General features: G+C 61.7%; 10 protein-coding genes. 6 read left to right on the top strand and 4 right to left on the bottom strand.

Features of this window, described 5'->3' with window-relative positions; translation table 11 throughout:
• The first annotated feature begins 97 nt into the window (after positions 1 to 97).
• Positions 98 to 1741 (top strand): PucR family transcriptional regulator, encoded by a 1644-nt coding sequence (locus ABH922_RS23030; RefSeq protein ID WP_424809134.1) that lies wholly within the window; start codon positions 98 to 100, stop codon positions 1739 to 1741.
• A 146-nt stretch (positions 1742 to 1887) separates the two neighbouring features.
• A complete protein-coding gene (locus ABH922_RS23025; protein ID WP_424809133.1) occupies positions 1888 to 3321 on the top strand; it encodes a uracil-xanthine permease family protein in 1434 nt (477 codons plus the stop codon).
• A gap of 94 nt (positions 3322 to 3415) precedes the next feature.
• Here ABH922_RS23025 and ABH922_RS23020 read toward each other — a convergent pair whose 3' ends face one another.
• The 4 genes from ABH922_RS23020 to upp all read right to left on the bottom strand — a co-directional run bounded on the left by ABH922_RS23020 (position 3416) and on the right by upp (position 8864).
• On the bottom strand, positions 3416 to 4927 hold the full coding sequence (locus ABH922_RS23020; RefSeq protein ID WP_424809132.1) for a carboxyl transferase domain-containing protein: 1512 nt from the start codon (positions 4925 to 4927) through the stop codon (positions 3416 to 3418).
• A complete protein-coding gene (locus tag ABH922_RS23015) occupies positions 4924 to 6138 on the bottom strand; it encodes a CaiB/BaiF CoA transferase family protein (protein ID WP_424809131.1) in 1215 nt (404 codons plus the stop codon). Before ABH922_RS23015 ends, ABH922_RS23020 begins: the two co-directional genes overlap by 4 nt.
• A 300-nt stretch (positions 6139 to 6438) precedes the next feature.
• The gene (locus tag ABH922_RS23010; RefSeq protein ID WP_424809130.1) at positions 6439 to 8136 is read right to left on the bottom strand and encodes a PucR family transcriptional regulator; all 1698 of its coding nucleotides are present in this window, start codon (positions 8134 to 8136) and stop codon (positions 6439 to 6441) included.
• A gap of 104 nt (positions 8137 to 8240) precedes the next feature.
• Positions 8241 to 8864: a uracil phosphoribosyltransferase gene (upp, locus tag ABH922_RS23005; protein WP_424809129.1), complete on the bottom strand. Its 624-nt coding sequence runs from the start codon at positions 8862 to 8864 to the stop codon at positions 8241 to 8243.
• 225 nt (positions 8865 to 9089) lie between these two features.
• Here upp and ABH922_RS23000 point away from each other — a divergent pair, with 225 nt between their 5' ends.
• The 4 genes from ABH922_RS23000 to ABH922_RS22985 all read left to right on the top strand — a co-directional run bounded on the left by ABH922_RS23000 (position 9090) and on the right by ABH922_RS22985 (position 13595).
• Positions 9090 to 10199 carry a ring-opening amidohydrolase gene (locus ABH922_RS23000; protein ID WP_424809128.1) on the top strand — a complete coding sequence of 370 codons (1110 nt, stop codon included), beginning with the start codon at positions 9090 to 9092 and terminating at the stop codon, positions 10197 to 10199.
• 124 nt (positions 10200 to 10323) lie between these two features.
• Positions 10324 to 11802, top strand: a complete 1479-nt coding sequence (locus ABH922_RS22995) for an amidase (protein WP_424809127.1) — start codon at positions 10324 to 10326, stop codon at positions 11800 to 11802.
• Positions 11803 to 11829: 27 nt separating this feature from the next.
• Positions 11830 to 13053 carry an aspartate aminotransferase family protein gene (locus ABH922_RS22990; RefSeq protein WP_424809126.1) on the top strand — a complete coding sequence of 408 codons (1224 nt, stop codon included), beginning with the start codon at positions 11830 to 11832 and terminating at the stop codon, positions 13051 to 13053.
• Positions 13054 to 13370: 317 nt separating this feature from the next.
• Entirely contained in the window at positions 13371 to 13595 is a 225-nt protein-coding gene (locus ABH922_RS22985; RefSeq protein WP_424809125.1) for a hypothetical protein, read from the top strand.
• Positions 13596 to 13684 lie beyond the last annotated feature (89 nt).

Genomic DNA, 13684 nt, shown 5'->3' with positions numbered 1-13684 from the left:
TCTGCGTTGAATTCAGACATCTCATGTTTGGTGGGGGTATGATCGTTTCTTTCGTGAACCATCTTCTGTGATCCGAATGAATCGAGGTGCCTGCCAAGTGGCGAACCCGGCTGTTCCGGCATCCGAGGCGTACGGTGTTCTCTCCGAACTTCTTCGAACCCCGCTTCTTCCTGATGGTCGAGTGATTGTCGGAGGCTCCGAGGACCCGACGATTACCCGGGTGGGATTCATGGCGGTTCCTGACATCGGGCCGTGGCTACGGCGCGGGCAGTTGCTGATCACCACTCCGGAGACCCTGGCCAGGGTCACCGAGTCGCCCGCAGCGTTTGTCGGACGGTTGTCGACGCGAGGAGTTGCAGCGCTCGCCGTCCAATTCGGTTCCGACGAAGACACTCTCGCACCGGAACTGGTCGATGCAGCCCACAGTGCCGACTTCCCGGTTCTGATTTTTCACGGCGTGTGCGATCACCCTGCGGCGAGGGGCCGTGAGCAGACGGAGTCGGCCCAGATCGACGCCATGTTCGGGGCCGAGCGATTGCGGCGGCTACTGGTCGACGTCGTGATGGGCGGCGGCGGCCTCCCGCAGCTGACCGAAGTCATCGCACGGGAGATGAAGGGTGCCGCTCTGATCACCACCTCGGACGGCCGCGAGATCTGCCGTGCCGGGGATGCCGCGGAGCGCAAGCATCTGTCGGCCTGCCCGGCCGTCGATTCCACCGGTCGGCTGCGGACCGACACCGTCGAAGGCGGGTTGGGTCTGCACGAGTTCGACGGTCGATTCATCGCGGTGTCGGCAATCTCCGCCAATCACATCGACCACGGACGACTCGCGTTGTTCACGGGTGAGCGGGTGATGACGAGTTACGACCAGTACCTGGTCGAGCGTGCAGCGTCGGTGTGCGCGTTGGTCATCACCCGTGAACAAGCCGTGGCGTCGGTGGAAGAGCGCCATCGTGCGAACTTCGTTCACGATCTGCTTCTCGGCCGGGCCGGGGACCATGATCATGTTGTCTCCCATGCCAAGACGTTCGGTTGGGACTTCGATCGCCCGCTGGTGATCGTCTCGATCGAGCCGGATCCGGTCGACGAACCGCCCTCTGCGGCGCTTGCTCGGTTGCCCGTCGTCGATCGCCAGGCTATGGCGTTCTCCGGCGCGATCGCCCACCGTGATCCCGGTGCGGCAGTGACCGCGCTGACGGGGGAGACGGTAATCGTGATGGGCGTCGGCACCGACACGATGGCGTTGGTGCGCGACCTCGTCACGGTCGTTCGTGGTGAAGGTGGCGGCGGGAGAAGGCCGTTCAGTGTCGGGGTGTCCCGGCCGACCGCTGCGATCGACGCCGTCCCGGCGCTTTACGGCCAGGCCCGCACCGCACTGACTGTCGGCCGGCGCATTTCCGGTCCGTGGACAGTGACTCAGTTCGACGATCTCGGCGTGTACAGACTGCTCAGTCTGGTCGAGGACGAAAACGAACTCGAGACGTTCGCCCGGGAGACATTGCGGGAACTGACGGAGGAAACTGCCGAAGCGCAGGACATGCGGAAAACCTTGGAAGTCTTGCTTGCGACCAACATCAACATCGCCGAGACGGCGCGCAAGCTCCACTTCCATTACAACACACTGCGTTACAGGGTCGTTAAGCTCGAGAAGATGTTGGGACCTTTTACGGCACAACCCGAACTCCGGCTGGATCTGTCTCTAGCGCTGAAGATAACCGCGATGCGCGGCATCAATCACTAATATTGCCAATCCGGGCCGGTGGGTTCTGGCAGATTGTCATCACGTCCACATCTCGGCACTGCATTAGCGTTTCACTCCAGACATGGTGTTTGTGAGCTGGAGCACATCAGCGTTCGGACACCTTCCTTTGCACGAAAGGTCCCATCATGCCGATTTGGACGTTGCACGGAGATGGAAAGAACATCAGACCGGGTGAAGTGGTCGCTCCCAGCGAGCGGCTCAATTGGGGAAGAACCATCGGGCTGGGCGGCCAGCACGTGGTGTCGATGTTCGGTGCGACGTTCGTGTTCCCGATCATCATGGGTCTCAATCCCCAACTTGCTGTGATGATGTCGGGCTTTTGTACCCTCTTCTTCCTGTTGGTGGTCAAGGGTCGCATTCCCAGTTACCTCGGTACGTCGGCCGCTTTTGTCGGTGGTATCGCCGCCATTCGTGCCCAGGGTGGAACGACGGCGGAAGTGACCGGCGCAATCCTGGTGTCCGGACTCGTCCTGGCAGCCATCGGTGTTGCGATCCACTTCATGGGCGGCCGGGTCGTATTCAAGGTTCTTCCCCCCGTGGTGACCGGCGCAGTGGTGATGCTGATCGGGTTCAACCTGGCACCCGTAGTCGCGGGGCTGTACTGGCCGCAGGATCAATGGGTGGCACTGATCGTGATGGTTGCCTTGATCGTGATGAGTATCGCGCTACGTGGCTTCATGGCTCGCATTGCGATCTTCCTGGCGTTGATCTTCGGCTACGCCCTCTCCTGGATCCTCGACCAGGTATCGGGCACGATCACCTCGTACGACGCAGGAGCGGGCGAGATCACCGAGCACTTTCGTGTCAACTGGGATTCGGTGCATTCGGCGTCGTGGTTCGGGTTGCCGCCGTTCTCGGACGAGGCCAACGGGATCGTCGGTATTCACGCGCCCTCGTTCAGCCTCACCTTCATCGTTCTCGTTCTTCCCGGTGTCATCGCACTGATCGCGGAAAATGCCGGACACGTCAAGGCCGTTGCCGAGATGACCGGGGACGATCTCGACCCGTACATGGGACGGGCGCTTGCCGGTGACGGTCTCGCCACCGCTATTTCCAGTGGCGTCGGCGGTTCGCCCACCACGACGTACGCCGAGAACATCGGTGTCATGGCGGCGACCCGCGTCTACTCCACCGCCGCCTACGCGGTTGCAGGCATCATCGCCATGATGCTCGGTTTCTCGCCCAAGTTCGGGGCAGTCATCTCGGCGACCCCCGGCGGCGTTCTCGGCGGAATCACCGTGGTGCTCTACGGCATGATCGGTCTGCTCGGTGCCAAGATCTGGAAAGAGAACGGCGTCGACTTCGGGAATCCGCTCAACCTGATGCCGATCGCCGCCGGCCTGATCATCGGCATCGGTGACACGGCTCTGGAGTTCAGTGACACGTTCTCACTCAGCGGCATCGCGCTCGGCACCATCGTCGTGATCGGGATGTATCACCTCTGCCAGTACATAGGTTCGAAGAACCCGGAACTGAATGCGAAGAAACCGGAACCTGGTGATCCGGATTCGAAGACTCCCGGCGGCGATCGCGAGAAACACGCCCCTCAGCTGACGTGATCCACGTCTGAATGTACACCTGCAAAGGCCGGACATCCTCTCTCGAGGATGTCCGGCCTTTGCGGACTTCGTGACTCGCCGGTGTATCGAACGATCAGGCGGGGGAGCCGGCTTCGACGAGGCCGATACGGTCGATACGTTCGGTGCGAGTGATGAGCCGCTCGGTCGTATCGGTAGCGGTGAGCAGGTTCAGCTCGTAGTGCAGTACCGCACCGACACGAGTGCAGAATGCGGCGGATTCGTCTGCCGCATCAGGAAATTCGGGAATGATCCGATCGACGATGCCGCCCGCGAGCAGGTCGCAGGACCGTATCCCTTGACTGGCTGCCATGTCCGGGGCGTGCGTGATGTCGTGGAACATGATTGCGCTGGCACCTTCGGGAGGTAAGGGTGAGAGCCAACCATGGCGGGCTGCCAGCACTCGATCGGCCGGAATCAGTGCAAGGGCACCGCCGCCGGTGCCCTGCCCGAGCAGAAGAGAGATGGTGGGGACTTCGAGAGAGATCATGTCGGCGATGCATCGAGCGATCTCGCCGGCCAGTCCACCTTCTTCGGCGTCCTTCGACAGTGCCGCGCCGGCCGTGTCGATCACCGTCACCAACGGCAGGTCGAGTTCGCCGGCAAGCCGCATTCCTCGGCGAGCTTCCCGCAAAGCTGCAGGGCCGAGTGGGGAGTGCGGAGTCTGCCCGCGCCGGTCCTGTCCGAGAAGGACACAGGGCATGTCACCGAAGCGGACGAGTGCGAGCATGATGCCGGGATCGTTCTCGCCTTGACCGGTTCCGTTGAGTGGGAACATGTCCGATGCGGAGTTGAGCAGTACCTCCCGAATTCCCGGTCGGTCTTCGCGTCGAGATGCGACGACGGATTCCCACGCGGGCGTATCGGATGGGCAGTCGTACGGGCACGGGTCACTCTGCGGTGAGTGCCCACGACGCATCCAGGTGATGATGCGCAACGCTCGGTCGACGGTTTCGGCGAGCTGGTCGGGCGGCCGAACGGCGTCGATGATTCCGTGCGCGTGAAGGTTCTCGGCAGTCTGGACACCGGCCGGGAAAGGCGAATTGTACAAGGCCTCGAACACCCGGGGGCCGAGGAATCCGACGAGGGCTCCCGGCTCCGCTATCGTCATGTGACCGAGTGATCCCCAGGACGCGAATACACCTCCCGTGGTGGGGTTTCGGAGGTACACGATGTAGGGCAGATGCGCTTCTTTGTGCTTGATGAGCGCCGCGGTGATCTTGACCATCTGCAGAAATGCCGTCGTCCCCTCCTGCATGCGTGTTCCGCCGGACGTGGGAAGCGCTAGGAGGGGCAAGCGCTCCTGTGTCGCTCGTCGGATGGCGACCACGAGGCGTTCACCCGCTGCCACTCCGATCGATCCGCCCAGAAAACCGAACTCGCAGAAGATGATTGCCACCCGTCGGCCTCGGACAGAGGCGCATCCGGTCTGAACGGACTCGTCCAGCCCGGTCTTCTCCTGCGCCCGCAGAAGTGTCTCGGTGTAGTCGGAGTCGGTCACCACCGGTATCGGAGGGGTGTCCCACGACTCCCAGGTGCCGGCATCGATCACCAGGTCGAGCATGTCGCGAGCGGTTGGGCGGTTCATCGGGTGAATCCCTCTAGCCAGGACATGACTTCGTCGGTGTCCTCACCGAGTACCGGCGGTGCGGTGTGGCAGGTCTGGGTCACCTCGGTTCCGTCCGGATCGAAGAATCGCAGCGGCGGACCCGGCAGCGTGATGTTCCCGAGGGTGCTGTGGGCGACATCGACGAGCAAGCCCTGTGAGCGGGTCTGCTCCCATTCGTACACTTCGGAGATCGTCCTGACCCGCCCCGCCGGTACTCCGATGCGGTCGAGTTCGGTAAGCAACTCGTCACGCGAGTACGGCTTGAACGTACGTTCGATCAATTCGACGACCTGGTGATGATTCTCGACGCGCTCGGCATTCGTTGCCATCCCCGGGGTGTCAGGGTCGAGGTCGAATCCTTCGCAGAATCTTCTCCACAGGCTCTCGCTGCCGACCGAGATCTGGACTGCGCCATCGCCGGTGCGAAAGAGCCCGTAGGGTGAGATGGAGGGATGGTGGTTTCCTTGTGCTGTGCCTACCTCGCCGGCAACGGTCCACTTCGTTCCTTGAAACGCGTGCACACCGACGACGCCGGCCAAAAGCGACGTTCGGACGACGCGGCCTCTTCCCGTCCGTTCACGTTCCTTCAAGGCAGCGACAACACCGAAGGCTCCGTACATGCCGGCCAGAAGATCGGCGATGGGCACTCCGACTCTTTGAACGTCGTCCGGATTCGATCCGGTCAGCGACATGAGCCCGGCTTCCCCCTGGGCGATCTGGTCGTAGCCGGCGCGACCGCCTTCCGGTCCGTCGTGGCCGAATCCGCTGATGGACAGGATGATCAGTCGAGGGTTCAGTTCGGCCAGTCGCTCGGTGGAAAATCCGAGTCGATCCAGAACTCCGGTACGGAAGTTCTCCATGAGCACATCGGCTCGGCAGACCAGATCTTCGAGGGTCGCACGTCCACTGTCGGATTTGAGATCGAGCGTGATCGACTTCTTGTTACGGTTCGTGGACAAGAAGTACGTCGATTCCCGCTGGGTGTTCTGCGGCTCCATAAAAGGTGGGCCCCACCCACGCGTGTCGTCGCCGCCGTGAGGTGACTCGACCTTGATCACGTCGGCACCCAGATCGCCGAGCATCATTGCCGCGTGCGGGCCCGCGAGTGCGCGGGTGAGGTCGACGACTATCACGTCGTGCAATGGACCACTACGGGCACTTGTGTTGGGAGGCTTCGAAGTCGAGATCATGTCGCACCGCCGTATTCTGGTGTAATTGGCTGAGCCAGTTGGTGGTTGAGGTCTCCGTAGTTCGGTCGACTCCGGTCCGCCGGACCGAGAAACCGGCCAGGGCCACTGGAGGAGGTGTGTGCGGCCCGTCTTTCGAACCGTAAGCGGGCACCGATGTGCGGCACATGGGTAACCTTGCCGATGACGGGTATCGGCAGTGGGTAAGAAGTGACGAACACCGTTACGGGGCTCGCCGCATGGTTCGATCGCGATGGCGATCGAACCGTAATCGAGGGCTTGGTCAGCTCGTGGCGTGTATTTTCATGACATTTCGTGCATCTTCATGACCTGAAGGGCGAGTGAGACGTTCAAGCGAAGGACGGGGTCGTCGGTAAACGATCCGACGACGCTTTCCAGCTTGCCGATTCTGTATCGCAAAGTGTTGTAATGCATGTGCAGTGCCCGCGAGGCCTCGGCGACATTGCAATTGCAGTCGAGCAGAGTCTGGAGGGTCAGACGCAAGTCGGCGGCTTCGGCATTGTCGGCTGCCAGCGACTTCAGAACGTCGTCGGTGAACGACCGCAGTTCGCTCTTGTCGGTCTGGAGCGAGAGGAGTCGGTGTACGCCGAGCTCGTCGAAGTGCGCTACCCGTCCGGGTCCGTTGATGCGTCGGCCGACGACAACGGCTGTGCAGGCTTGGTCGTAGGCGGCAGGGAGATCATCCAGGGAGTTGATCACCCGGCTCACCCCCGTGCTGAAGGATCGGCGGCCGCTGGTGCGATCACCCGCCACCTTGCGAACCAGTATGTCGATCTCGCGAGCTGCACGGTCGGCGCTGGTCGGGAAAAGCGTGACCACCTCGTGTCGAAACCCGACCGACGGTGCCGTCCGCTCGTGAGTGCGTACCACCTGTTGCCAACCATCACTGAGTCGATCTTGGTCCGTGCGAGTGGAATTCGTGTGCTGAGATTCCGGTCGGTCGACGTCGAGTTCTGCAACCACAACGGCAAGTGGGCGGGTCACGTCCCACCCCAACTGGGTGAAGTGCGCGCTCACTTCCGCCGGCGATCCGGCTTCGCCGATCAGTGCGTCACGGAGAAAGTCACCGCGGAACTTCGATTCCACCGCGGCGACCGCCAGCTGCTTGGTGACAGCCAGAGCCGCAACGGTGGCCGCTCGCTCCAGGGCCTGAACGACAACCGCGCCGAGTTCGTGAGTTCCGGCGTACGCCACCATTCGGCCGTGGTCGGTACCTCCCGCCACCACTCTGGTGAGCGCCAACTGGCCGGAAAACCCCCTGGGCGCGTTCTGTAAACCGACCGCGACTCGTTCGGTCAGGAACCGGCCGGTGCTTTCGAACAACGGAAGCTCATGTAATGCGGCGGAATCTCCGGCCTCCGTCAATACCCTCCCATCAGGTGAGCAGATCAGAACGCTGACGTCGAAAAGCGCAGCGAATTCTGCGGCAATCTGCGGCAGATCGCCACCTTCCAAGACGATCGAAGTCAACGAGCGGTGAAGTCGATCGGCAATGTCGAGTGCAGCAGACTGTTTTGCCACCAACTTGGTGAAGACCTCCGAGATCACCTCGTCGAACCCCGCGGTGACCGGAAGGACCAGTAGTGGCAGGCCTCGCTGCTCGGCCATGTGCAGCATGGCTTCCGGCAGTTCGTCCAGATAGCGACCCGTTTTCACGGCGAGAGCCGCGACTCCTCGGCGGGCAAGGCCGTCGACGAGATCGCTGAGTGCCATGTCGTCGAGGAGTTCTCCGGTTCGTCCGTAGCGCAGCGGGAACCCGGTGGTCACCAACAGTTCGTTCGGCTTCACCCAGGCCAGAATGTCCGGTACTTCCATCACGTTCACCGATTGGACGAGGTGCCGTAAACCGCCGTGTCCGGCGATTACCTCGGCTCCGCGCAGGCTCGGCAGCTCGAGGACATCCCGAACCGTCAGTCTGTAGTCGCCACCTTCTGGCAAATGTTGAAGCTCTTCGCTCGAATATTTGGCAGATCTACCCATATCGCGAGACTACGCTCGATCACGCATCGAACATTGTCAACAGTTGACGAAAATCTCCTCTCGAAATGGGTGGTGTTCCATGCTGATCGAACCGCGGGTGTGAATTAACCGGATCCGAATTGGCGATCGCCGGCGTCTCCGAGTCCTGGTACCAGGTAAGCATTTTCGTTCAGGCCGTCGTCGATGCTTGCGGTGACGAGCCGGACGGGGTGCCCGGAATTCTTCAGTGCCTCGATTCCTTCCGGAGCTACGACGACACATATTGCAGTCACATCAGTGGCTCCCCGCGCGATCAGCAGATCGATTGTGCGGATGATGGATCCACCGGTTGCCAACATCGGATCGAGTACATAGACGGGCGTACCCGGCAGGTCGGCGGGCAGAGATTCCAGATACGGAACCGGTTGGTGTGTCTTCTCGTCTCGCGCCATTCCCACGAAACCGACGCCCGCCTGCGGGACGAGAGCACTTGCCTGTTCGACCATGCCGAGGCCGGCTCGTAGGACGGGTACCAGGAGAGGTGGATTGACCAGTCGCGCTCCCAGCGTCGGAGCAACTGGTGTCGTGATGTCGAACTGTTCCACTTCTTCGCCGCGCATGGCCTCGTAGACCAACATGTGCGTCAGTCTGCGCAGGGCCGACCGGAATGTTGCGTTGTCGCTGCGGTAGTCGCGCATGGTCGTGAGTAGGGATGCCGCCAGCGGGTGGTCGACAACAATGGTGTCCATGGTCGAATCGTAAGTGCGAGCCGACGGGTCGGCACGCAACCGGTATATTTCGGAGTCGAAATAACCAACGGCGGTTTTTGTTTGGGCAAGTATTGACGATGCCGAAGGGTTCGAGCCGTCATAGCGTGGTCGACATGGCAGTTCCGAACCGCTCGGCTGGACTGGGCGTCGGGAGCTGTCAAGGCCCAATTTTGCCTCCACGATTCCCTATACAAGGAGATGCCAATGCCCGAAGCAATCGAGGTCCGTAAGGTTCCGCTACACAGCGTCTCCGACGCCAGTGAGCTCGCCGCACTGATCGACGACGGTGTCCTCGAGGCCGACCGCGTCATTGCAGTCATCGGCAAAACCGAGGGTAACGGCGGCGTCAACGACTACACGCGCATCATCGCGGACCGAGCGTTTCGAGAGGTTCTCTCCGCCAAGGGCAATCGCAGCCCCGAGGAGGTGGCGGAGGTGCCGATCGTCTGGTCCGGCGGCACGGACGGTGTGATCAGCCCGCACGCGACGATCTTCGCGACGGTACCGGCAGACAAGGTCACCACGACCGACGAGCCGCGCCTGACCGTGGGTGTCGCCATGAGCGAGCAGTTGCTGCCCGAGGATATCGGTCGCACGGCGATGATCACCAAAGTGGCTGCGGCAGTCAAAGATGCGATGGCCAATGCCGGCATCACCGATCCCGCCGACGTGCACTACGTCCAGACCAAGACTCCGTTGCTGACAATCCACACCATCCGTGACGCCAAGAGTCGCGGCAAGACGGTGTGGACCGAACAAACTCATGAGTCGATGGACCTGTCCAACGGCGGTACGGCCCTCGGGATCGCGGTTGCGCTCGGCGAAATCGACATGCCGTCCGACGAGGATGTCATGCACAGCCGCGAACTGTTCTCCTCTGTTGCATCCTGCTCGTCCGGCGTCGAGCTGGACCGGGCTCAGATCGTCGTCGTCGGTAATGCACGTGGCATCGGCGGACGCTACCGGATCGGCCACAGCGTGATGAAGGATCCGCTCGACCAGGACGGCATCTGGGCCGCGATCCGTGACGCCGGGCTCGAACTTCCGGAGCGGCCGCACTCGAGCGATCTGGACGGTCGACTCGTCAACGTGTTCTTGAAGTGCGAGGCCAGTCAGGACGGAACGGTCCGCGGGCGTCGTAACGCGATGCTCGACGATTCCGATGTGCACTGGCACCGCCAGATCAAGTCGTGTGTCGGTGGAGTCACTGCAGCTGTCACCGGTGATCCGGCTGTGTTCGTGTCGGTCTCGGCAGCGCATCAGGGCCCTGAGGGTGGCGGCCCTGTCGCCGCCATCGTCGATCTCGGTCAGTAGTAGGCAAGAACCTCGCTGGAACCTCGACAGTCGCGCCGCCACCGGTGATTCGTCCTCGAATCAGTTGCCGGTGGCGGCAAGTCCGCTCCGGCGCACCCCACTTCACTGCTTGAAAGGATTCACGATGGTTCATGCTGCCGACCCTGCCGACGAGAGCGTTTCCGGTGCGCCCGAGAATCGCGAGCTCGTCATGGTCGATGCGATCACGCTCAGCGGTCTGATACGCAGGCGTGAAGTGTCGTGTGTCGAGGTGATGGACAGCTTCCTCGACCACATCGACGTCCACAACCCGGCGGTGAACGCGATAGTTGCCTTGCGGGATCGGGAAGTGTTGACGGCGGAGGCGCGCGAGCGTGATTCGCAGTTGGCGAGTGGGCAGTATCTCGGTTGGATGCACGGGTTTCCACATGCAGTGAAGGATCTTTCGGCAGCCAAGGGTCTGCCGTTCACCTCCGGGTCGCCGATGTTCGCGGATCGAATCGCGGCAGAGGACGAACTGTTCGTCAAGCGGATCAGGTCTGCCGGTGCAATCGTGATCGGCAAGACGAATACACCGGAGTTCGGGCTCGGTTCACAGACGTACAACCCGGTGTGGGGTACGACGGTGTCGCCGTATGACAATTCGCGCACTGCCGGCGGTAGCAGCGGAGGCGCCGCTGCATCGTTGGCGCTTCGGATGCTGCCGGTGGCCGACGGAAGCGATTACATGGGTTCGCTTCGAAACCCGTCGGCATTCAACAACGTCGTGGGATTTCGGCCTTCCTGGGGCCGGATACCGGAACCGGGATTCATCGCACAGGGCGCTGTTGTCGGCCCGATGGGCCGAACCGTCACCGACGTAGCTCACCTGCTCTCCACGATGGCAGGGCCGGATGCTTATGCACCATTGGGGATTCGTGAGGACCCCGTGGTCTTCACCGAAAGCCTCGCACGTGATCTGAAGGGCGCTCGGATTGCCTGGGTCGGTGATTGGAACGGTTACCTGGCAACCGAACCCGGGGTTCTCGAGTTGTGCGAATCCTCCTTCGAGGTCTTCAGACAGTTGGGCTGCCACGTCGAGGCGGCTCTTCCCGACTTCAAACCCGAGGACATCTGGCAGCTGTTCTTGCGATGGCGTTGGTGGGCACAGCTCGGCCTGATCGATCAGTACAACGACCCGAGCATGCGTGAGTTGATGAAGCCCGAGCTATTGTGGGAACTCGAACATGCGGTCACCCTCTCGGCGCTCGACATCACCAAGGCCACGGAAGCTCGCAACGGTTGGTTCTCGGCCCTGACCAAGATGTTCGAAACGTACGACTACATTCTCGCGCCGAGTGCGCAGGTATTTCCGTTCGACAAGAACATCCACTGGCCCGAGGCCGTCGACGGGCGGTCGATGGACACGTATCACCGGTGGATGGAGACGGTTGTTCCCTGGACGATGGCCGGGGTTCCGGTGGCGGGGATGCCGGTCGGCTTCGACGATCGATCGCTTCCCATGGGTATCCAGATCATCGGTCGGCACGGCGCCGACGTGAACGTTCTCCAACTCGCCTATGCGTTCGAGCAGGCAACCAAGTGGGCCGAGCGAGTTCTTCCGCCGGCGCTCCGTGTGAACTGACGGATCTATTTCGAAGGGGCACTGACGATGGCTTCGGCATTGTGGCACGGTTTCGCGGACATGGGTTCGGTCGAGAAGAACGGCGCTTTCGTGGTTTCGCGCGGTGAGGGTGCGTACATCTGGGATGGCGAGGGAACCCGGTATCTCGACGCGACGGCGGGACTGTGGTTCACCAATGTCGGTCACGGTCGTACCGAGATCGCTGACGCGGTGGCTGCTCAGCTGTCGAAGATCGCCCATTTCTCTAATTTCGGTGATTTCGTGCCCGAGACGACGCAGGCTCTGGCCGAGCGGCTCGCGACGATCGCGCCGGTGCCGGGTAGCAAGATTTTTTTCACTTCCGGTGGGTCTGATTCGATCGATACTGCGGCCAAGCTCGCCCGTCGGTACTGGCATGAGGTGGGCCGGCCCGAGAAGACGATGATCGTCGGCCGCCAGAAGGCTTATCACGGTATGCATGTCGCGGGTACCGCGCTTGCCGGAATTGCGGTCAATCGTGAAGGTTACGGGGAGTTCATGGCCGACGCGGCTACCGTCGGTTGGGATGATGGGAAAAGTTTGCTCGAGTTGATCGGGCGGGTTGGTGCGGACAAGATCGCTGCGTTCTTCGTCGAGCCGATCATCGGTGCGGGTGGGGTTTATCTGCCGCCGCAGGGTTATCTGGCCGAGGTGCGTCAGATCTGCCGTGAGCATGACATTCTTTTCGTCGTCGACGAGGTCGTGACGGGGTTCGGCCGTATCGGTGGGCAGTGGTTTGCGTCTAGTCGTTTCGATTTGCAGCCTGACATGATGACTACTGCGAAGGGTTTGACGTCCGGGTATGTGCCGATGGGTGCGGTGTTCATCGCGCCGGCTGTGGCTGAGCCGTTTTATGCGGGGGCGTGGTGGCGTCACGGGTACACCTATGGTGGGCATGCCGGTGCTGCGGCTGCGGCGATGGCGAATCTCGATATCATCGAGCGGGAGGGTCTGCTCGGGGAGTCGAAGCGTCTGGAAGCGTCGTTGCATGCGTATTTGCAGCCGTTGGCTGAGCATCCGCGGGTCGCGGAGGTGCGTAGTGGGCTCGGTGCTGTTGCCGCTGTCCAGTTGGTCGATGCTGCTGAGGCGTTGCCGTTGGTTAAGACCTTGCGTGAGCACGGGATTTCCGGTCGTGCGGCCGGTCAGGGTGCGATGCAGATTTCGCCGGCGTTCGTGATGACCGATGATCAGGTAGCGGAACTGGCTGCCGGAATTCTCGCAGCGCTCGGATAGAGCATCCGTTTCTCGTTGACAAGCAACGTATTTCGTTGACAAGACCCGTATTGCGGAATTATCGAGCCGAAGACGCTGTCGAGGCACGTCGCACGGGGTCCTCGTTTCGTTCGAGACAATTCGCCGGCACCGACGATGACCCATGCCCGTGTCAGCTGTCACCATAGTTGCCAATCTCGGTCAGTAGGTTCTGGCAGATTGTCATCACGTCCACATCTGGGCACTGCATTAGCGTTCACTCCAGACGTGGTGTTTATGATTTGGGGCACAAAGCATTTCGAACACCTTCCTGCTTCGCGAAAGGTCTCGTGATGCCGATGACGACGTCGGACGGAAACGGACTCGTTCCCGGTTACCTCGGTACGTCGGCGGCTTGTGTCGGTGGTATCGCCGCCAGTGGTGCCCAGGGTGGAACGACGGCCGAAATGACCGACGCAATCCTGGTGTCCGGACTCGTCCTCGCAGTCATCGGTGTGGCGATCTACTTCTCCGCCGATCCGTCGTCGCGGGCTGTACCGGCCGCTGCCGGTGGACGGCAATGATCGTGATGGGCGTGCACTACGTGGCTTCGTGGGATGTATCGCCATTTCTCGTCGCGATGGTTGTCGGTTATGTCTTCTCGTGGGTCCTC

This window comes from Rhodococcus sp. 27YEA15 (assembly GCF_049739425.1).
Classification (GTDB): domain Bacteria; phylum Actinomycetota; class Actinomycetes; order Mycobacteriales; family Mycobacteriaceae; genus Rhodococcus_F.
This window is presented reverse-complemented; position numbering and strand designations above follow the sequence as displayed.